Genomic DNA, 18,623 nt, shown 5'->3' with positions numbered 1-18,623 from the left:
TACCTCAAATACCGTTGGCGCGTCTTCACTTGTCGCTGCCCACCGTGACCAGCGCGACGCGGTTGAGGCCGGCGCGGTTGAGTTCACCCATCACGCGCATGACCCGGTCGTATTTCAGCGTCTTGTCGGCGCGCAGGAAGATCTGCGGCGGTTGTCCATTTTCGGTCTTTCTGGCGATCTGCTGCAGCACATCGGGCAGCAGCGCGTCGGTCACTTCGTCATCATCGACGAACAGCTTGCCCTGCTCGTCGAGCGAAATCTGCACCGGCTTCTGGTCCTGGTCGAGCGGCTTGGCACGGCTGTCCGGCAGGTTGACCGGCACGCCCGCGGTGAGCAGCGGCGCGGTGACCATGAAGATGATCAGCAACACCAGCATGACATCGACCAATGGCGTGACGTTGATGTCCGCCATCGGCGCCCGGCGGCCACGGCCCCGTTGCGAGGGAAGGTTGATCGACATCGCCTATTTCCGAACCTCGGTCTCGAGTTGCCGGCTCAGCGTCGCATGGAAGCCATCGGCGAAACGATTGAGCCGCGCCTCGATCCGGTTGATGCCATGGCTGAAGCGGTTATAGGCGATCACCGCCGGAATCGCCGCGAACAGGCCGATCGCGGTCGCGAACAGCGCTTCGGCGATGCCCGGTGCGACCACCGCGAGCGAGGTGCTCTGCTGCTGCGCGATGCCGGTGAAGCTGCGCATGATGCCCCACACGGTGCCGAACAATCCGACGAACGGCGCGACCGAGCCGACCGTGGCGAGGATGTTGAGCCGGTCCGACAATTTATCGATCTCATGCGCGACCGACGCACCCATCGCCGTCGCCAGCCGCTCACGCGTGCCGCCGCGATCGACCAGGCCGCTTGCGGTGGAGCGCCGCCATTCGGCCACGCCGGATGAGAAGACCTTGGCGATCGGCAGGTCGCTGTCGCCCTCGATACGATGGAAGGCGTCGATATCCTCGGCCTTCCAGAAATCGCGCTCGAAGCGATCGATCTTCTTGCGCGTGCGCCCGATCTTGAGTGCGAAGCTGACGATGATCGCCCAAGTCCATATGCTCGCCAGCAACAGGCCGAGCATGACGAACTTCACGACGAAATCGGCCTGCAGAAACAGGGCGATGGGCGACATGGTCGCGGCATCGGTATTCAGCAATACGCTCATTACTTTCCTTCTATTTCCTGCCTGACGAGACGCTCGAACGCCTCGACCCAATGTTTTGGTTGCCGGCGCGGTCGCCCCGATGCCGCGACCAGCGCCGCGGTCACCTCAGCGATGGTCAGTATCTCCGCACCACGCATGACTCGTTGCTGAATATCCACCGATGCCGCGCGCACCCGGATCACGCTCGACACAACGACCAGCGCGTCGTCGAGTTTCGCCGGCGCCTTGTAGCGAATGGTAAGCTCGGTGATCGCATAGGCGCCCTCGCCGGCATCATGCGCGCCGCGCTGATCGACCCCGACAAGGCGCAGCATGTCCGAGCGGGCGCGTTCCATGAAGCGCAGATAATTGGCGTGATAGACCATCCCCGAAAGATCGGTGTCCTCGAAATAGACGCGGATCGGGAAACGGTGCTGCCGGTCGGCGAAGCGCCCACCGGTCGGCAGATCGAGGCTCGGCTGGTCGGGATCATGCTCGGCCATCGGTTCGTCGTAGCGAAGCGGGGCGCGGTAAGGAACCCCGTTCGGCCCGCATTGGGCACCACTTGCCAACCAGCCGAGGAGATTTTCCGGGTTGAGCGTCAGGGCATGCGAAAAATCGCCGGATCGATCTCGATCCTCGGCGACAGGCGCTGCGCGGTGTTCGACACGAGCGCGATGATCGGGCCGGACGGCTGGCGCTGCGTGCGCCACGCGTCATAGGCGCGGTAGAAATCGGTGAAGCTCCGGTCGAGCTCGGGCAAACGCGCCGCGGCAAACAGTGTGAAGCTTTCGGCCGGCACCGTCACCGCCTCGGCAAGGATTCGGTCGGCCGTGTCGCATAGCGCTGTGCGCGCCGGGGCTTGGGCATAATAATTGTACAGCCGAGTCATCGCGTCGTCATAGGAATCGCGCCAGACAGCGCCGCCGATAGCGCGATACTCCGCCGCCAGCGACCGTTCCGCCTCGGCCAATACCGTTTTGCGCCCGGTCAGCATGGCATTGTAGTTTGCGACGATGATCCCCGCTTGCGGCCCGCGACAGGCGAGCGCGGCGAAGTTCAACCCGGCGCGCAAATGCCAGACGCTCGCGGCAGCCGAAAGATCGCGATTGGGCGTCGGATAGCTGCCATCGCCGAGCATGACGGGAATCGCCATGCCGGGATGAGCACCCGCCGGCATCGGCAAGGACGGTGGCAACGGTACCGGAACCATTGGCGGTGGCGGCGGCGCCAGGGCGACTTGCCGGGTCGCGCAACCCGGCATCGCCAGAAGCGCGAACGACAGCGACAGGACGCGGTACAGGCGTGTCATCGAAGCTCTCCATCGCCCCCCGGCCCGGACAGCATCGGCGCAACACGGTTAAGATCGGGTTAGGTCGTGCGCCAAGCCATTGCGCCGGCGGCGCTGGACCCATCCATTTTCCGACACTGAGAAAGAGCGCACCGGTACATGTTCGGCAGGGGATGACGTGCCCGGTCCTGCGTCATGATTGAATCGCCGCCGGTGCCATGGCTGCGGAACGGCGGCGAGATATGGGACACCGGTAGTGTAATATCTTTTCCCGCCATCCCTTCGGCCGGAGAAGCGTTTAATTCTTTACATATCAGATACTTGACGAATAATGGCTGACCCGGCCGACCGCCGACGCAAGACGCATGGTCTCACCGATTGCCGTGCACCGTTTCGCCCCGCGCACACATGCCGACAAACTTCGTGATCCGCGCGGCACGGGTCTCGGGCTTCTTCGCTTCATGGATGCGATACAATATGGCGTAGCGGTTCGCACCGGTCAGCGTGCCGAAAAAAGACCTGGCACCGGGTTCCGCATCCAGCGCTGCGGCGAGATCATCCGGCACCTCGATCGTGCTTTGCGGCGCATAGGCCGCGTCCCAGCGACCGTCCGCTTTGGCCGCCTCGATTTCCACTTGTCCCGCCGGTGCGATCCGGCCCGCAGCGATCAGCTCGATCGCGCGGATGCGGTTCTTCTCCGACCATTTGCTCCGCGGCTTGCGCGGGGTGAAGCGGATCAGCCACCAGTCGGCGTCGAAAGGGTTGAGCTGGCCATCGATCCAGCCATGGACCAGCGCACCGTCGATCGCTTGCGCCTTGCTCACTGAGGGGGCGCCAGCGCTGGCCTTGGCCAGTTTGAGCCACACGCCCTTCGACGTGCGCGGCTGTCTGCCGAGCCAGGCTTCCCATGCCTTGGCATCGGCAAAAGCCAGGATCGGCAGGCCGGCGCGCTCGATCTCCATTCAGGCCGCCCGCTTCTCCAGCGCATGGGCCGCTTCGGCCATCAGCGTCGCGATGATCTCGGCCACCGGTTCTTCCTTCGTGACCATACCGACCGACTGGCCGGCCATCATCGAGCCATTCTCGACATCGCCGTCGATCACCGCGCGGCGCAGCGCGCCGGCCCAATAATGTTCGATCTGCAATTGCGCCTCGCCCATCGCGACGCTGCCCTCATCGAGCAATTGCGCGACCTCACGCTGTTTGGCGGTGAACAACTCGCTCGACGCGTTTTTCAGCGCGCGCACCGGAATGACCGGCAAGCGCGGGTCGATCTGCACACTGGCAACCGCATCGCGTGCCGAGGCGCGAATGAAGGCCTTTTTGAAATTGGTGTGCGCGATGCTTTCGGTCGCGCACACGAAGCGCGTGCCGAGTTGCACACCGGCCGCACCCATGTCGAGATAAGCGGCGATCGCTTCGCCCCGGCCGATCCCGCCGGCAACGAACACCGGCACCTGCTCGGCGACTTCGGGTAGGATTTCCTGCGCCAGCACGCTGGTCGAGACCGGGCCGATATGTCCGCCCGCTTCCATGCCCTCGACCACCAGCGCATCGACGCCGGAACGGATCAGCTTCTTGGCCAGGCTGAGCGCGGGCGCGAAACAGATCAGCTTCGCGCCATTAGCCTTGATCGCATCGATGCTGCCGGTCGGCGGCAGGCCACCCGCCAGCACGACATGGCTGACGCCGTGCTTGTTGCAGACCTCGATCAGGTCGAACAGGCCGGGATGCATGGTGATCAGGTTCACGCCGAACGGCCTGGTCGTGAGCGTCTTGGTGCCGGCGATCTCTGCATCGAGCAATTCTGGGGTCATCGCACCGCACGCGATCAGGCCGAAGCCGCCGGCGTTGGACATGGCCGAGACGAGATTGCGCTCGCTGACCCAGGACATGGCGCCGCACAGGATCGCGACCTCGCTGCCCAGGAAGGCGGCGCCCCGCGCCATGCGCCGCTGCAGGCGCTCGGCGCCGATCGAAGTTATCTGATTCATGGCGGGGGCTTAGGGTCCGTCGCCAATTATCGCAACTCGGGGCGATGATCGGGATGAAGCAATGCCTAGCGTCTTGTTCGTTCGATCCTGAGGCCGTGCCGGAAAAGACCCGCGCACAGCCGATAGTCTGTTCTTTCGTGACGGCATATTCGGTTGTGGGTGGAAAGCGATCATTTGGAGCGATAGTATGCAGCCATGGATGACCGACATCTGAAGACAACCGCATTTGAACCAATGGATGACGGTTATGTCTATTACGAGAGCGCGTGGGCCAAAGGTATCCGGGTCACCGCCGATGAGCGCGAGCTATACCTGTCCGGCGCACATATCGACTGGCTGCGGATGATCGTCGGTCGAGACAAATCGGAGCCCCGGCGACCTTATTGGCGGGGCGTGAAACGAATGGCACTCGCGACGTTGCTAGGGTTTGATCCTGACGAAGGACGAACCTTTGTTGGCAATTGACGGCCATTTAAACGTCCGTACTGGGTCGGAAACCGACGTTCAAAGATGCGGCAAGCGCGCGACCATCACACCCTGAAAAAAATCAGGCCGCGTCCTCGGCATCCAGCCCGTATGCCGTGTGCAACACACGCACCGCGAGTTCGGTATAATCCTCCTCGATCAGTACGCTGACCTTGATCTCAGAGGTGGCGATCGCCTGGATATTGATACCGCGCTCACCCAGCGTGGTGAACATCAGCGAAGCGACGCCAGCATGGCTGCGCATGCCGACACCGACGACCGAGATTTTGGCGACGCGCGTGTCGTGGAACAGTTCGACATAACCGATATCGCCCTGCGCCTTGCCCAGCACGTCGAGCGACTTGGCGAGATCGGCGGCGGGCACGGTGAAGGTCACATCGGTCGACCCGGTGGTGTGCGCGACGTTCTGCACGATCATGTCGACATTGATATTGGCCTCGGCGAGCGGCGCGAAGATCGACGCGACCGAGCCGGGCCGGTCGGGCACCGCGGTCAGCGTGATCTTCGCTTCGTTCTTGTCGTGCGCGATGCCGGTGATCAGTTGCCGTTCCATGTCGCCCAATTCCTCTTCACTGACGATCAGCGTGCCGGGTTCGGCACTGCCCAAAGGCGCATCTTCATCGACGAACGACGACAGGACCTGCACCCGCACATTTTCCTTCATCGCCAGACCGACCGAGCGCGTCTGCAGCACTTTCGCACCGACGCTCGCCAGTTCCAGCATTTCCTCGTACGTCACGCGCTTCAGTTTCCGCGCGCGTGGCACGATCCGTGGATCCGTCGTGTAGACGCCGTCGACATCGGTATAGATGTCGCAGCGATCCGCGCCCATCGCCGCCGCCATCGCCACCGCCGACGTATCCGATCCGCCTCGGCCGAGCGTGGTCACCCGCTCGCCCGCCGCGACGCCCTGAAAACCCGGGATCACCGCGACTTCACCGCGCGCGAGCGATTCGTTGAGCCGCCCCGTCTCGATCTCGCCGATACGCGCCGAGGCATGGCCGTCCGAAGTGCGGATCGGCAATTGCCAGCCGAGCCAGCTGCGCGCCGGCACGCCGATCGCCTGCAGCGCGATCGCCAGCAGCCCGCTGGTCACCTGTTCGCCCGACGAGACCACCACGTCATATTCGTGTGGATCGTAGAGCGACGATGCTTCGCGGCAAAAATTGACCAGCCGGTCGGTCTCGCCGGCCATCGCCGAAACGACCACAGCGACCTGATTGCCCGCCTCCACTTCGCGCTTGATGCGCGCGGCGACAGTGCGGATGCGCTCGATCCCGGCCATCGACGTGCCGCCAAATTTCATCACGATACGGGCCATTGAGGTCGGAAGTCCTTGGGCTGCGGAGGGGCTGCTGATAGAAACCGGTCATGGCAAACGCAAGCACACCTGTAACGACCATCGATCCGGCCGAGGCCGCGCATTTCGGCGCGATGGCGGCCGATTGGTGGGATCCGCACGGATCGTCGGGAATGCTCCACCGTCTCAATCCGGTTCGGCTGGTCTATCTCCGGTCGCAAATGGACCGGCATTGGCAGCTCGACGAGACGAGCTTTAAGCCGATGGCGGGCAGGACCGCGCTTGATGTCGGCTGTGGCGCCGGCCTGTTGTGCGAGCCGCTCGCCCGGCTCGGCGCCGCGGTGACCGGCATCGATGCCGCACCCGAAAATGTCGCCGCCGCGCGCGTGCACGCCAGCCAATCCGGCCTGACGATCGATTACCGGGCTGGTGGCGTCGAAGGGTTGGGTGGGGAGACGTTCGACCTGGTCACCTCGCTGGAAGTGATCGAACATGTCAGCGACCCGGCCGGATTCATTGCCGGGCTGGCCGGCGCACTCGCCGAGGGCGGGTTGCTGATCCTGTCGACGCCCAACCGCACCGCACTGTCACGGCTCGCCATGATCACACTCGCCGAAGGAACCGGACGGATTCCGCGCGGGACGCATGACTGGAACAAGTTCCTGACGCCAGCAGAGCTGATCGCATTGATCGAGGCGGCCGGGTTGAGCGTAGTCGATACGCGAGGCTTGAGCTTTTCCGCCGCGAAGGGCTTCGTGCTGAGCGACGATGTGAAGCTGGATTATTTCGTGACGGCAGTGCGGGCTTAGATCAGCCGATTTCCAATCTCAGATGATCTGGCGCCAGCGAACGCAGAAAATCCGCAGCATCGAATATCTCGCCCGGCGCAAAGACGCCCGACTCGCTGCCGAGATTATCGACCGCGCCCGCCAGGATCCGCTGCACGGCCTCAACCACCAGCGGCGCGGTAAACGCATAGATATCCCGGCCCTGTGCACTGGCCCGACGCTCCACCAGGCCCTTCCGGACGATCACCTCGATCAGGAAAGTCTGCGACGAACGCCCCATATCGTCGGCCGGGCTGGGCGGCGGCGTCGAGGGATCGCGCAAGTCCCGCAACGGCGCGAGATTGAGATAGGTATGAAGGCTGTCGGTGCGCAGGTGACGCGAAATCAGGATTGTTTCGGTCATCGGCATTGCCACGGCGTCCTGCACGCCGAACGGATCGGCGAAGCTCCATGACACTTGCGGCGCCGGATCGGCCAATGGCGTCAGCTTCTCATCGGCGATAACCAGGCGGCGGGCGGTGTTGCGCTGACCGGTCAGTCGCGTCCCCGGTGTCGGTTGCCAGCTGTCCAGCGCAATACCGATGCGGATCTCGTCCGCCGACGTCCAGTCGCCCATCGCGGCCGTGGCCAGAAGATCACCAAGGCCGCCATAGAAACCCATTGCCGGGACCATGATGATAGCAGCCGCCCGAGCTGGTGCGGCAAATCGTTCGAATGTCGCCAGGGCGCTCGACTGTTCGGGCGTGACATCGAGATAATGGATGCGCGCGCGCACTGCGGCGGCGGCGAGCGCATCCGCCGTATCGAGAAACGGCCCCGCGCAGTTGATCACCGCCACCGCACCGATCAGCGCCCGATCAAGCGATGCCGCCTCCTCGACCGTGGCGACCCGCGCTTCGACCGCCTGGCCGGGCAAGCCTAGAGAAACCAGTCGGGCCGCATGGCGACCAATGGCGATCGGGACAAACCCACGGCGCTGAAGCTCTGCGACCACGAACCGCCCGGTGTGTCCCGAAGCGCCGTAAACGGCAATCGACTGACCCATTTTAGCTGATTCCGGATCTTGCATTGTTGATCTCCCGCGGCGCTACAGACCTGTATGTTTCTCACAACTACGAACAGGTCTGTAGCGTGTCAAGAGTTTTGCTGATATAAGGGGAATCAGGAGATCGACCGATGCGACACAAGAACGACGCCAGGCCCGATGACGGGCTGCCCCAAGGCGCGACCGATGTACGGGAGCGCGTTCTCGAAACGGCATCGGCGCTGTTCTATCGCCGCGGCGTTCGCGCCGTTGGCGTGGACCTGGTGGTCGAGGAAGCCGGCGTGGCGAAAACCAGCCTGTATCGCCACTTCCGGACCAAGGACGACCTGATCGCCGCGTTCCTTGCTCGCGAGGACGAGGATTTCTGGGCGTGCTGGGACCGGGCGGCACAAGGTCATGAGACGGATGCCGGCGCAGAACTGGAGGCACAGCTGGACTGGATCGCGGCGCGCGTCAGCCGCCCGGATTATCGTGGCTGCCCGCAGATCAACGTCGCCGCCGAATTTCCCGACGCCGACCATCCCGCGCGTGCGGTGGCGACACAGCACAAGAACGAGCTTCGCGGGCGCCTGAAAGGCATCGCCGACCGGCTCGAGGTGCGCCGCCCCGATGAACTGGCGATGCAATTGTCGCTGCTGATCAACGGCGCGTTCGTGAGTTCGCAGATGTTTTCGGCGGGTGAAGCTGGGCCGTTGTTGCTAACGACGGCCCGTGCCTTGATTGCCGCGCAAAATTGATCCTCCCCGGCACGGTGAGGATTTTTAGGCCATCACATTCCGGCCCCGCGTTACCGTCGTGCTATGCCCGACCGCGCCGCCTGCCGATTTCGTCTTGACCGGATCGACCATCACCCAGTCGTTGCTGACTCGCTCTGGGGTCAGGGTCATCGCCATATAACCGCGCCGCGACGTGTCGCACCATTTCAGTTCGCGATTGGCCTTGATCAGTCCCGCTGCGACGATCTTCGGATCGGCCGTCAGCGCGGATTCATAACCGCCCGAGGTGACCGAATGCCCAGCGAATTCGACGCCTGCGGGCTTGCCGTCCTGCGCCAGATCGAACGCCCAGGCATTGTGGCTGTCGCCCGAAATGACCACCAAATTCGCGCCCGAGCCTTGCGCGCCCTTCAGGAAACGCGCCCGCGCCATGGGATAACCGCCCCAATTGTCGAGGTTGGACGGAAGCCCCGCCTTTGCCGCCGCCAGTCCTTCATTGATATAACCACGCACATAAGACGGCGCATCGGGCGAGAGCCAGTCGAGTGCATTGGACGGCGTCATCGTTTCGCCCATGATCGTGCCGAAGCCGACCACTTGCCATTTTTGTCCTGCCTTGACCGACTGACGCAGGGCATGATCGAGCCAATATTCCTGTTGCGTGCCCATCATCGTGGCGCCCGGATCCATCCACGCGCCATTGCGGAAATCGACCAGTGCCCGAGCCGGATCGGGGCCCTTCAGCAACGGCTCGAGATCGGGCTGTTTGGTGCGCCCGAGCAGCCGCGTCTCGGTGCGGAACAGGGTCGCCAGCGTGCCGATATCATAGGCCTTCCACGGCTCGTCGGAGACCGGCATCCATTCACGGTAAGCCTGAATCGACGCGGCGCGGCGGTCGTTCCAGTCACCTTCGTCGGGCTGATGGTTCTGCGCCCCGCCCTCCCAGCTGTCATTGGCGGATTCGTGATCGTCCCATTGCACGATCATCGGATGCTTCGCGTGCAGCGCCTGCAGGTCCGGATCGGCGCGATAGCTGCCATAACGTAAGCGATAGTCGACGAGATGAAGCAATTCGCTCGCCGGCTCGGGCAAGCGGTTGCCGATCGTCTCCTTGAGCGACGGATAGGCACCGGGTTTATATTCGTAGAAATAATCGCCGAGATGGATGACGAGATCGAGATCGTCGCGCGCCACGGCATGGGCATAAGCATTGAAATAGCCGAACGCCAGGTTCGAGCAGGAGAAGATCGCGGTGCGGAAGCGGGCGGCCTTGCCTTCGGGCAGAGTCTTGGTGCGCCCGACCGGCGACATGCTGCCATCGGGCGCGACGAAGCGATAATGATAGACCGTGCCGGGTTGCAATCCGGCGACGGTGATCTTGGCGGTATGGTCACGCCATGGGCCAGTGATCTGCACCCCGCCGCTGACGATTTTCGCGAAATCCGCCGTGGCCGACACCTCGGCCTTCAACTCGACCGCGCCGCCATCGGCGGGCACATAGCGCGTCCAGAGCAGCATCGAATCATTGGCCGGCTCGCCGCTCGCCACCGAATGGGTGAAGCCGCGTCCGCCGGCAATCGTCACTGTCTGCGCGAAGCCGGGAATGGCATAGGCGCCGAGCCCCAGCGCGCCGGTCAGGATCAATGAACGGCGGTCGATCGTGAATTCCATGGCAGCCCTCTTCGCGTTTCCGGCGTCTGATGCGCCGCGGATATGGCGGGTTCGTGACAGTCTCGTCCGTGACAGTTCCACCCGCGCTGGCTAAGGCTGCGCCAATCCGCCGCGAAACGCCAATCTTCTGCGAAACGAACCTGCCATGCGCCCACACTCCAATTCCGTGCGCATCTGGCTTGCGGCGATGGCTCTGGTGTTCGTCATGCTGGCGCTCGCCCGGCCGCTCGATCATGATGAGAGCCAATATGTCGCCGCAGCGGTGCTGACCGCGCATGGTTATCTGCCCTATCGCGACTTTGCTTATCTGCAGGTCCCGCTCCAGCCGATCCTGTTTGCGCCACTGGCCTGGGCGTTCGGCGACTGGGCCTGGCCGGGCTTGCGCCTGGTCAATGCATTGCTTGGCGCGGCGGCGGTCGCTTTCGTCTATCGCGCGGCACGCGACGGCGGCGCGGAACCCTGCCCCGCGCTGCTAGGCGCGGGTCTGTTCGCCTGTACCGATATCTTGCTGTTCAGCATCGGCACCGCGCGTAACGACGCGCTGCCCGTCGCGCTGCTCGCCGCCGCCTTGCCGCTGGTGATCCGCGCTGCGAACGATCGCGGCACGCGCTGGACGGCATTGCTCGCGGGCCTGTTGCTGGCTGGTGCGGGCGCGGCGAAGATCTCCTATGCGCTGCCGGCGGTCGCCTACGGCCTTTATGCGTTGCTCGATCGTGGTCACCGACCTTTATGGGTCGCGCTGGGCGCATTGCCGGTCGCGCTGTTCGTCGCGATCAGTACGACCTGGAATCCTCACGGCTTCTGGTTCGGCGTGTTCGCATTCCCGGCGCTCGCGCCGGGCGAATATTATCGGACAATCGATCGGCCGTGGAAGATGTCGTGGCTCGCCAAGCCGATCGACACGCTGAAATTCCTCGCTCTTGGGCCGGCGCTGATCGGGTTGCTGCTCACCAGCCGGGTGCGCTGGCGCGCGCGCTCGGGCCGGGCGATCGACTGGATGCTGTGGGCGGGAATCATCGCCGCGCTGGCGCCTTTCCCGACCTGGCGGCAATATCTGCTGCCGATCCTGCCGCCCCTGTTCGTGCGCCTGGCGATCGGCTGGCAGGCGAGCCCGCCGGGGCGGCGCACCCGGATCGCACTGGTCGTCTTCGTCTGTGCCGGTCTTGCGCCGTCGGTCGAGGCGCTCGTCCGCGCCATTCCCGGCGTGCCGATGGTCGAGGCGATGCGGCAGGGCGCCGCGATCCGCTCGGCGCTGGATGCGGGTGGCGTCAACGGTCCGGTCGCGACCCTGTCGCCGCAATTCCTGCCCGCGACCGGACGGCTGCCCGATCCGCGTTTCGCCACCGGGCCGTTCTATTTCCGCAGCCACAAGCTGCTTAACGCCAATGCCGAAGCGGTCGACCGCGTCATCGCGCGCGACACGCTGGGCATTCATTTCGCGGGGCATTTCCCCCAATCACCAGCTGCGATCCTGGTCGGCGGCGAAGGCAATTGGACCAGCGGCGACCCCGCGCTGGACGAGGTTCTGGAAGACTGGGCAAAGCGTAATGGCTGGCGGCCGGTGCCGGTCGCCGGCGGCCGCTTCCGGCTTTACGTCAGGCCGCTTTAAGCACCTGTCCGACGCGCTTGGCGGCAACCAGCCCGGCATAATAGGCCATCAATTCCTCGGTATGCTCGCGGTCGCTGCGCACCTTGCCGGCCGCGATCACCGCCGCACGGCGCAACAGCGTCCGATCGCGCATGTAGAGCCGCTCGACCGCCGCGGCACACGCCGCCGCATCGCGCGCGGTATAAAGCTCCGAGGCATGGGGATCGGCAATCTCCGCGCAGCCGCCGGTATCGGGTGCGATCAGCGGCAGGCCCGCGGCCATCGCCTCCGACGCGACCAGGCCGAACGGCTCGGCTTCCGACCCATGGATCAGCGCATCGCAGCTGGCCATCACGCGCGCGAGCCGTTCGCGGTCATAAACCGGGCGAAACATGCGGATATGGGGTGAGCCGGCGATGGTCTTCTCGATTCTGCGGCTGGCGACACCGGTGCCGAGCAGGATCATGCCGACCGGAATAGTCGATCCTGCACGCGCGACCGCATCGGCGACCAATTGCCAGCGCTTTTCCGGATGATGCCGGCCAAGTCCGAGCAGCAGCAGCCCCTCGGGCGGCAGGTCGCACTGGGCGAGCAGCGAAGCGCGCAGTTTCTCGTCGCGAAACTCGGGCGAGAAATGCCCGCGCTCGATTCCCAGCGGCATCGCGGCGTCGATCCTGACGCCGCGTGCCTTCAACCGCTTTTCCAGCGCCGGGCCGTTGGTCACCACCGCATCGTAATTATCGAGGAAGCGGCTCATGTAACGGCTGTACCAGGCAAAGGCGCGCTCGATCCGGTCGTGCGGCGCAAGCCCCTCGAACCAGCGCAGCGCATAAGCCGCAACATTGTCGTTGTGCATGAAGAACACTTTGGCGGCGTCATGCCCGGGCTGAGGCTGCCACTGACCGACGATCCACGCCGGCCGCCACGGCGACGACGCCTCGACCAGGTCCGGCTTCAGTTCGTCGAGCAGCCGGGTGATCGGATCGGCATCCCAGAACAGGCCGTAATTGCTGTCGAACGGCAGGCGCGACGCCTTGACGTAAATGATCTTGCCGCCGCCCGGACGTTCCTCGACCAGATTCTCGCGCCCCGCAGCGATGACGATCAGTTCGTGACCGAGATCGGCCATGATTCCCATCTTGCGGTCGATATAGGTGCGCACACCGCCACCGGTCGGCGAGTAGAATTCATTCACGTCGACGATGCGCATGCGGGTCAATCGCCCTTCATCGGCGCGAAACCGCCAAGGCCGCGCAGATATTGCGCGCGGATCTCGGTCGTGACCACGCCATTGGGCACGTTGATCACCGCCTGGGGCAGTTTGGGGCGTGACCGGCCGAGCTTCTGATTGCTCGGGAAGCCGGCACCGTCCGACCAGAAGTCGAACTTGTTCTTGCCGTCGCGATTGTGCGTGAAGAGCAGCGCGTATCGTCCCGCGCGCGGTGCCCGGATGCATACCGAGACAGCACCGTTTTGCGGCGTCGCCACGCGCACGCGGCGGAAGAACTTTCCTTGCCTGATCAGGTCGCGATCGTCCTTGAGGAAGTCCTCCTCGGTCGCCGGATAGAGTTCGAGCTTGAGCTCGCCGATGCGGTCCTTCAACCCGGTGATATTGGCGCGAATCGCCGGGCCGCCGCCGCCGATACAGGCCGCGGCGTCGCTGCCGATCACACCCGCGCGCGCCGATGCATCGATCGCGGGAACGGCCATCGTCACCAGACCGATCCCGGCCAGCGCGATCGCCACAACAGATTTCATCTCTTCTTCCTCACCAGGCCATGCAGTCCGAACGACGCGATCAGGACCACATGGATCAGCAAGGTTAACGCTGCGCTGAACGCGACCAGTTCGGACAAGGCCTGATCCTGCCCGATAAACAGGATCGCGACATTGGCGAAAAGAAGGTCTTTGTTGGGCACCAGCGGCAGGCGCGAGACGAGCAAGCGCGCAGCGGCCAGGAACAGCCACATCCACACCGACACCGTCGGCAACGCGAAATGCCAGGCAAGCGCAATTAGCACCGAGCCGGCAGTCAGCCTGAGGCAATGGACCATGAACACCCACCACAGGGTCCGGCGCTCGAGCGAAAAGACCTTTTTCGAAAAGACCAGGAAGGGCAATGAGATCGCGAAGACCACGGCCGCCGATCCGCCGAGCGTCTGCAGCTGCGCCTCGGTCAGCAGATTGATGCCGAGCGGAAGGGCAAGCGCGATCATCAGCAGTGTGATGCCGTTGCCGGCGATCGCCGACAGGATCGTCACGTCCTTCACCGCACCGAATGGGGCGGCGATCATCCGCGCGCGCTGCCGCGCCCAGGTATAAAAATAGGCGTCGCCCGAATAGCCGATCACGACTTCGTTCGCGATCCGTTTCTTGAGCAGCGCGGCATAGCCTTCACCGATCGGAATGCCCCAAAGCTTGCGGAAGATGATCAGATCGCCGGTCGGCGGCGACATGTAAAGCATGCCGAAGAACAGATAGAATAACGGGCTTGCCGGCACCATGCGGCTCAGCCCGGCGAGCCCCGACCCGAACAATTCGCGGCCCAGCCCGACCACCATCGCAACCGTCAGGATCGCGCCGATGATCGTCGGCCAGCGGCTCTTGATCGTCTTGAGCGGCTCGAGCCCGGCCAGATCGGGGGCGAGCGGCAACGAAGCCTCGGCCATGCTCGTGCTCATCGAAGCTCCGCGTGTTGAATTCGCCATCAGGGAAACGTCCGCCTTTGCCGCACAGTTCCCAGACGTTGCGGTGCGCACTTAGCCGTAAGTTTGCCGCGCTGCAACATTGTGTGCGACGGGGCGAATTCAAGACGGGGCCAAATCAAGGCGCGGCGAGACGAGATCCGTCGAGTTCCGAATTCCTTTGACGCCCGCCAGGGTCTCGGGGATTTGTCGCACCCGATGTCCGCCGCTCCACCCCCCAACGCCCGGCATATCCTGACCTATGCCCAATCCTGGCGCGGCGGTGGAGTCGAACGCGTGCAGCTGCGGCTGGCGCGCGGCTGGATCGCGGCGGGCCGGCGCGTCACGCTGGCGATCGGCGACCCGAGCGGGCCGCTCGCCACCGAATTGCCCGATGGCGTGGCGGTGATCGCGACCGGATCGGCCGATTATCGCCAGTTGCTGGGCGCCATGCCCGCTCTGGTCGATCGGACGAAGCCGGACCTGATCTTCTGTCCCGGCAATCATTATACCAGCATCGCCGCCTGGATCCGGGTGCGGCGCGGTGGCGCCTGCCCGCCGATCGTCGCCAAGGTATCGAATGCGCTGGTCCGGCCCGACCAGTCCTTTCTGGTCGCTGAAGGCTATCGCCGATGGCTGCGGCTGCATCCGCGGTTCATCACCCATGTCGTGGCGATGACGCCGGCGATGGCGACCGAAGCGGCGGCCGCGATGGCGATGCCGGCCGAGCGGATCAGCATCATCGCCAATCCGCCGGCGCGGGCGATCGTCGGGGCGGCCCTGCCCGACCTGCCGCAAGGACGTTTCATCCTTGGGGTCGGCCGTCTCGTGCCGCAGAAGCGCTGGGACCGGCTGATCGACGCGCTTGCCCGGCTGGCAGATCCGGCGATCAATCTCGTCATCCTTGGCGAAGGCGAAGAGCGTGCGGCGCTGGAAGCGCAGATCGCGTCGCTCGGCCTGGGCGATCGAGTGCGGCTGCCCGGCCATGCCGCGGACCCGCTGCCGGTGATCGGGCGCGCCGCACTGGTCGCGCTGGTGTCCGATTTCGAAGGTGTGCCTGGCGTGCTGCGCGAGGCGCTGGCGCTGGGCACGCCGGTCGTAGCGACCGAATCGAGCGTCGCGGTGCGCGAGATCGTCACCGGGCCGGCTCTCGGCACAATCATCCCGGCGGACGATGCGGCGGCACTGGTCGGGGCGCTCGATCATTGGCTCGTTCCCGGCCGGATCCGTCCCGCGCCGGTGCCGCAGCCTGGTGAAAATGCGAGTGACGCGTATCTCGCGCTATTCGACAGGCTGGTCGAACGGGCTGTTTTCAGGCCGTCGACTTGACCCGATCGGGATGCGCCGCCGCGATCTCGGGCACGGCCGCCGCCGCCGCGTCCGCCGCGACCAGTTTCGGATAGGCCGCCAGATCCATCTCCAGCCGTCGCGCATTGTACATTTGCGGCACCAGGCAGACATCGGCGAGATTCGGGGCATCACCGCCGAGGAACGGCCCGTCGCCAGCCGTCATTTCTAGCGCGCCAAAGCCCTCGTTAACCCAGTGCCGATACCAGTCATCACGCGCTGCCTGGTCAGCGCCAAACTGGCTCTGCAGCCGCTTCAACACGCGCAGATTGTCGATCGGGTGGATATCCGCCGCGATGATCAGCGCCTGGGCCAGCACGCGTGACCGCGCCAGCGCGTCATGCGGCACCATCGGCGGGTCGGGGTATTTCGCATCGAGATAGTCGATGATCGCCAGGCTCTGCGTGAGCATCGCACCATCGATCTCAAGCGTCGGCACGAACCCTTGTGGATTGCGCGCCAGATTGTCGGGCGCGCGGTGCAATCCTTCGAGCAGCGCGATGTCATGACGCTCATAGGCGATATGCTTCAGATTGAGCGCGATGCGCACCCGATACGACGCCGAGGAGCGCCAATAGTCATGCAACCGGATCATGTTGCCGCCGCCTCTGCATCCTCCGCGTCGGAGCGTTCCGAACTGCGTTCGAGCGCCACCTTGATCATCGCGGTCATCGGGTCGGCCAGCGCCAGTCCCATCACGCCGAACAGCGCGCTCGCCAGGATCTGCGCACCCAGGGTCAGTGCCGGCGGCAGATCGACGGTGCGTTTGGCAACCATCGGAATGACGACATACCCGTCAAAGGTCTGCACCGCGAAATAGGTGAAGATCGCCCACAACCCGGTGTCCACACCCGCGCTGAAACCGACCGCGACCATCAGCACGCCGCTGACGAACGCGCCGATATTGGGGATGAAGGCTAGGATGCCGGTGATGATGCCGAGCAGCAGCGCCATCGGCACGCCGCCGATCGCGAGCACGATCCAGGTCAGCACGCCCTCGAACGCCATGCCCGCAAGCCGCCCGGCAAGCAGGCGGCGCATCGTCACGCCCATGCGCTGCAAAGTGATGGCGAATTCGCGCCGGTTGTCCATCGGGATCATCCACTGCACGCCGCGTTCATAGACCCTTGGGTCCATCGCCAGGAACAGGCCGATGATCAGCACCATGAACAGGCTGGTCAACGCGCCCGCCGCGGTCCCGACGAAAGAGGTGAGCCGGCCGACCGAGCCCATCGCTTGTTGCAATATGCTGTTGAGATCGGATCGGCCGGGCATGATGCCCATTTGCGACAGCCAGGCGGTGGCGCGATTAAACTGTTCGACCAAGGTCGATTGCAACTGGGTGACCTGCTGCACGACCTGCACGCCGGTCATATAGAATGTGCCGGCCAGGAAGGTGACGACCAGGATCACGACGATCAGCAATCGCCAGCCGCGCCCGATCTTGAGAATCCGGCCAAGCAGCCGCACGCCCCCATCGAGCATCGCCGCGAAGACCAGTCCGGCGAAGATGATCAGCAAGGGCTGAATCAGCAGCACAACCAGCGCCATCCCCGCGGCGAGGCCGAGCCACACGCTGGCGCGCTTGAATTCGGCACGAACCAGCGGGTCGCGAACCTCGTGCGGGCTTGCCCCCTGGACGAGGTCGACGCCGTCGTCGTTCATTTCGTTTCTTCCCGCGGGTGCAGCGAAGTGCCCGCCCGACCGGATCGCAACGAGCCCCACCAGGTCAGGGGGTTGAGGGTTGCCGAGCCATCGGGCGAGAAGGTGATGAATTCGGCGCGCCCACCAACATATTCCCACGGCACCGGGCCACCCAGGCCGAGGTCGCTGAGCGAGAAACGGCTGTCCGAACTGCGGTCGCGATTGTCGCCCATCAGGAAGACATGCTTGGCGGGAATCGTCACCGGTCCGTAATTGTCGCCCTGGCTGTCGGGCTGCAGATCGACCGTCTCATAGCTGCGGCCATTGGGCAGCGTTTCGGTAACCAGCGGCAGGCGGCAATGCTGCTTGCCGTCGGCGCCGGTCAGGCGGCCGCCGTCATATTGCATTGCTTCACAGGTCTCGTGGCCGTCCTGCATCATCACGCCACCATAATCGGGGATGTCGATGAAATGCACCGGTCCGCGCTTTACCGCGACGCCGTTGAGGAACACCACGCCACCGCGCACTTGCAGCCGGTCGCCGGGCAGGCCGATGACGCGCTTGATGTAGTCGGTCTTGGTGCCCGGCGGCGTGACGATCACCACATCACCGCGCTCCGGGAGCTGGCCGAACAACCGCCCATGAAAGAAGGGCAGCAAATGGAAGGTCGGCGAGACGAACGACCAGCCATAGGGATATTTGGTCACCACCAGCCGATCACCGACGAGCAGGCCCGGCAGCATCGATTCGGACGGGATATAAAAGGGCTTGGCGATGAAGCTGTGGAAGCCGAGCACGGCAAGCACGAGCCAGACGATGCCCTTGATCTCTTCCCACCAATTGGTGCGCGGCTTGGGTTTCGGCGCGGCCTCCGCAGCCACCGGTTCATTTGCGTCCAACGCCAACTCCTCGGCCGCCATACTCGTCC

20 protein-coding genes are annotated in these 18,623 nt (G+C 64.5%); 5 read left to right on the top strand and 15 right to left on the bottom strand.

Annotated elements, in window-relative coordinates; genetic code table 11:
- Positions 1-25: 25 nt before the first annotated feature.
- The 6 genes from tolR to G4G27_RS20025 all read right to left on the bottom strand — a co-directional run bounded on the left by tolR (position 26) and on the right by G4G27_RS20025 (position 4,426).
- A complete protein-coding gene (tolR, locus tag G4G27_RS20050) occupies positions 26-460 on the bottom strand; it encodes a protein TolR (protein ID WP_183110270.1) in 435 nt (144 codons plus the stop codon).
- A gap of 3 nt (positions 461-463) precedes the next feature.
- The gene (tolQ, locus tag G4G27_RS20045) at positions 464-1,162 is read right to left on the bottom strand and encodes a protein TolQ (protein ID WP_183110269.1); all 699 of its coding nucleotides are present in this window, start codon (positions 1,160-1,162) and stop codon (positions 464-466) included.
- Positions 1,162-1,644, bottom strand: a complete 483-nt coding sequence (locus G4G27_RS20040; protein ID WP_183110268.1) for a YbgC/FadM family acyl-CoA thioesterase — start codon at positions 1,642-1,644, stop codon at positions 1,162-1,164. Before G4G27_RS20040 ends, tolQ begins: the two co-directional genes overlap by 1 nt.
- A 98-nt stretch (positions 1,645-1,742) precedes the next feature.
- Positions 1,743-2,453, bottom strand: coding sequence for a hypothetical protein (locus G4G27_RS20035; protein WP_183110267.1), 711 nt, complete (start codon positions 2,451-2,453; stop codon positions 1,743-1,745).
- A gap of 350 nt (positions 2,454-2,803) precedes the next feature.
- Entirely contained in the window at positions 2,804-3,394 is a 591-nt protein-coding gene (locus G4G27_RS20030; RefSeq protein WP_183110266.1) for a YdeI/OmpD-associated family protein, read from the bottom strand.
- A complete protein-coding gene (locus G4G27_RS20025; RefSeq protein WP_183110265.1) occupies positions 3,395-4,426 on the bottom strand; it encodes a nitronate monooxygenase in 1,032 nt (343 codons plus the stop codon).
- A 195-nt stretch (positions 4,427-4,621) separates the two neighbouring features.
- Between G4G27_RS20025 and G4G27_RS20020 the strand changes: the two genes are divergently transcribed.
- On the top strand, positions 4,622-4,891 hold the full coding sequence (locus tag G4G27_RS20020; protein ID WP_183110264.1) for a hypothetical protein: 270 nt from the start codon (positions 4,622-4,624) through the stop codon (positions 4,889-4,891).
- 82 nt (positions 4,892-4,973) lie between these two features.
- Here G4G27_RS20020 and G4G27_RS20015 read toward each other — a convergent pair whose 3' ends face one another.
- Positions 4,974-6,233 carry an aspartate kinase gene (locus tag G4G27_RS20015; RefSeq protein WP_183110263.1) on the bottom strand — a complete coding sequence of 420 codons (1,260 nt, stop codon included), beginning with the start codon at positions 6,231-6,233 and terminating at the stop codon, positions 4,974-4,976.
- A 50-nt stretch (positions 6,234-6,283) separates the two neighbouring features.
- Between G4G27_RS20015 and ubiG the strand changes: the two genes are divergently transcribed.
- Positions 6,284-7,021, top strand: a complete 738-nt coding sequence (gene ubiG, locus G4G27_RS20010; protein ID WP_183110262.1) for a bifunctional 2-polyprenyl-6-hydroxyphenol methylase/3-demethylubiquinol 3-O-methyltransferase UbiG — start codon at positions 6,284-6,286, stop codon at positions 7,019-7,021.
- Position 7,022: 1 nt separating this feature from the next.
- On the opposite strand, the gene G4G27_RS20005 is transcribed toward ubiG, so the two are convergent.
- Positions 7,023-8,069, bottom strand: a complete 1,047-nt coding sequence (locus G4G27_RS20005; RefSeq protein ID WP_183110261.1) for a saccharopine dehydrogenase NADP-binding domain-containing protein — start codon at positions 8,067-8,069, stop codon at positions 7,023-7,025.
- Positions 8,070-8,176: 107 nt separating this feature from the next.
- Between G4G27_RS20005 and G4G27_RS20000 the strand changes: the two genes are divergently transcribed.
- Positions 8,177-8,782: a TetR/AcrR family transcriptional regulator gene (locus G4G27_RS20000; RefSeq protein WP_183110260.1), complete on the top strand. Its 606-nt coding sequence runs from the start codon at positions 8,177-8,179 to the stop codon at positions 8,780-8,782.
- A gap of 24 nt (positions 8,783-8,806) precedes the next feature.
- On the opposite strand, the gene G4G27_RS19995 is transcribed toward G4G27_RS20000, so the two are convergent.
- Positions 8,807-10,432 (bottom strand): alkaline phosphatase D family protein, encoded by a 1,626-nt coding sequence (locus G4G27_RS19995; RefSeq protein ID WP_183110259.1) that lies wholly within the window; start codon positions 10,430-10,432, stop codon positions 8,807-8,809.
- Between the two features lie 145 nt (positions 10,433-10,577).
- Between G4G27_RS19995 and G4G27_RS19990 the strand changes: the two genes are divergently transcribed.
- Positions 10,578-12,041, top strand: a complete 1,464-nt coding sequence (locus tag G4G27_RS19990) for a phospholipid carrier-dependent glycosyltransferase (protein WP_183110258.1) — start codon at positions 10,578-10,580, stop codon at positions 12,039-12,041.
- Here G4G27_RS19990 and G4G27_RS19985 read toward each other — a convergent pair.
- Genes G4G27_RS19985 through G4G27_RS19975 form a run of 3 tightly spaced genes read right to left on the bottom strand, consistent with a single transcriptional unit; the run spans position 12,028 to position 14,689 of the window.
- Complete coding sequence (locus G4G27_RS19985) at positions 12,028-13,230, bottom strand: glycosyltransferase (protein ID WP_183110257.1); 1,203 nt, start codon at positions 13,228-13,230, stop codon at positions 12,028-12,030. The two genes, G4G27_RS19990 and G4G27_RS19985, sit on opposite strands and share 14 nt — an antisense overlap.
- Before the next feature lie 5 nt (positions 13,231-13,235).
- On the bottom strand, positions 13,236-13,730 hold the full coding sequence (locus G4G27_RS19980) for a DUF2141 domain-containing protein (RefSeq protein WP_183113925.1): 495 nt from the start codon (positions 13,728-13,730) through the stop codon (positions 13,236-13,238).
- A 44-nt stretch (positions 13,731-13,774) separates the two neighbouring features.
- Positions 13,775-14,689, bottom strand: coding sequence for a hypothetical protein (locus G4G27_RS19975; RefSeq protein ID WP_244624432.1), 915 nt, complete (start codon positions 14,687-14,689; stop codon positions 13,775-13,777).
- 234 nt (positions 14,690-14,923) lie between these two features.
- Between G4G27_RS19975 and G4G27_RS19970 the strand changes: the two genes are divergently transcribed.
- The gene (locus G4G27_RS19970) at positions 14,924-16,033 is read left to right on the top strand and encodes a glycosyltransferase (RefSeq protein WP_183110255.1); all 1,110 of its coding nucleotides are present in this window, start codon (positions 14,924-14,926) and stop codon (positions 16,031-16,033) included.
- Here G4G27_RS19970 and maiA read toward each other — a convergent pair.
- The 3 genes from maiA to lepB are packed head-to-tail and all read right to left on the bottom strand — an operon-like array spanning position 16,017 to position 18,615.
- Positions 16,017-16,646 carry a maleylacetoacetate isomerase gene (maiA, locus tag G4G27_RS19965; RefSeq protein ID WP_183110254.1) on the bottom strand — a complete coding sequence of 210 codons (630 nt, stop codon included), beginning with the start codon at positions 16,644-16,646 and terminating at the stop codon, positions 16,017-16,019. The two genes, G4G27_RS19970 and maiA, sit on opposite strands and share 17 nt — an antisense overlap.
- Positions 16,643-17,716: an AI-2E family transporter gene (locus G4G27_RS19960; protein ID WP_183110253.1), complete on the bottom strand. Its 1,074-nt coding sequence runs from the start codon at positions 17,714-17,716 to the stop codon at positions 16,643-16,645. The genes maiA and G4G27_RS19960 overlap by 4 nt, the downstream gene beginning before the upstream one ends.
- Positions 17,713-18,615, bottom strand: a complete 903-nt coding sequence (lepB, locus tag G4G27_RS19955; protein ID WP_183113924.1) for a signal peptidase I — start codon at positions 18,613-18,615, stop codon at positions 17,713-17,715. The genes G4G27_RS19960 and lepB overlap by 4 nt, the downstream gene beginning before the upstream one ends.
- Positions 18,616-18,623: the final 8 nt, after the last annotated feature.

This window comes from Sphingomonas sp. So64.6b (assembly GCF_014171475.1).
GTDB classification, from domain to species: Bacteria; Pseudomonadota; Alphaproteobacteria; order Sphingomonadales; family Sphingomonadaceae; genus Sphingomonas; species Sphingomonas alpina_A.
Note: the sequence above shows the minus strand (reverse complement) of the source record. Positions and strands in the feature narration are given on the sequence as shown.

Bases quoted from the DNA above. Each gene is read 5' to 3' on its own strand.
- tolR (WP_183110270.1), bottom strand. From the start codon at position 460: ATGTCGATCAACCTTCCCTCGCAACGGGGCCGTGGCCGCCGGGCGCCG.
- tolQ (WP_183110269.1), bottom strand. From the start codon at position 1,162: ATGAGCGTATTGCTGAATACCGATGCCGCGACCATGTCGCCCATCGCC.
- G4G27_RS20040 (WP_183110268.1), bottom strand. From the start codon at position 1,644: ATGGCCGAGCATGATCCCGACCAGCCGAGCCTCGATCTGCCGACCGGT.
- G4G27_RS20035 (WP_183110267.1), bottom strand. From the start codon at position 2,453: ATGACACGCCTGTACCGCGTCCTGTCGCTGTCGTTCGCGCTTCTGGCG.
- G4G27_RS20030 (WP_183110266.1), bottom strand. From the start codon at position 3,394: ATGGAGATCGAGCGCGCCGGCCTGCCGATCCTGGCTTTTGCCGATGCC.
- G4G27_RS20025 (WP_183110265.1), bottom strand. From the start codon at position 4,426: ATGAATCAGATAACTTCGATCGGCGCCGAGCGCCTGCAGCGGCGCATG.
- G4G27_RS20020 (WP_183110264.1), top strand. From the start codon at position 4,622: ATGGATGACCGACATCTGAAGACAACCGCATTTGAACCAATGGATGAC.
- G4G27_RS20015 (WP_183110263.1), bottom strand. From the start codon at position 6,233: ATGGCCCGTATCGTGATGAAATTTGGCGGCACGTCGATGGCCGGGATC.
- ubiG (WP_183110262.1), top strand. From the start codon at position 6,284: ATGGCAAACGCAAGCACACCTGTAACGACCATCGATCCGGCCGAGGCC.
- G4G27_RS20005 (WP_183110261.1), bottom strand. From the start codon at position 8,069: ATGCAAGATCCGGAATCAGCTAAAATGGGTCAGTCGATTGCCGTTTAC.
- G4G27_RS20000 (WP_183110260.1), top strand. From the start codon at position 8,177: ATGCGACACAAGAACGACGCCAGGCCCGATGACGGGCTGCCCCAAGGC.
- G4G27_RS19995 (WP_183110259.1), bottom strand. From the start codon at position 10,432: ATGGAATTCACGATCGACCGCCGTTCATTGATCCTGACCGGCGCGCTG.
- G4G27_RS19990 (WP_183110258.1), top strand. From the start codon at position 10,578: ATGCGCCCACACTCCAATTCCGTGCGCATCTGGCTTGCGGCGATGGCT.
- G4G27_RS19985 (WP_183110257.1), bottom strand. From the start codon at position 13,230: ATGCGCATCGTCGACGTGAATGAATTCTACTCGCCGACCGGTGGCGGT.
- G4G27_RS19980 (WP_183113925.1), bottom strand. From the start codon at position 13,730: ATGGCCGTTCCCGCGATCGATGCATCGGCGCGCGCGGGTGTGATCGGC.
- G4G27_RS19975 (WP_244624432.1), bottom strand. From the start codon at position 14,689: ATGGCCGAGGCTTCGTTGCCGCTCGCCCCCGATCTGGCCGGGCTCGAG.
- G4G27_RS19970 (WP_183110255.1), top strand. From the start codon at position 14,924: ATGTCCGCCGCTCCACCCCCCAACGCCCGGCATATCCTGACCTATGCC.
- maiA (WP_183110254.1), bottom strand. From the start codon at position 16,646: ATGATCCGGTTGCATGACTATTGGCGCTCCTCGGCGTCGTATCGGGTG.
- G4G27_RS19960 (WP_183110253.1), bottom strand. From the start codon at position 17,716: ATGAACGACGACGGCGTCGACCTCGTCCAGGGGGCAAGCCCGCACGAG.
- lepB (WP_183113924.1), bottom strand. From the start codon at position 18,615: ATGGCGGCCGAGGAGTTGGCGTTGGACGCAAATGAACCGGTGGCTGCG.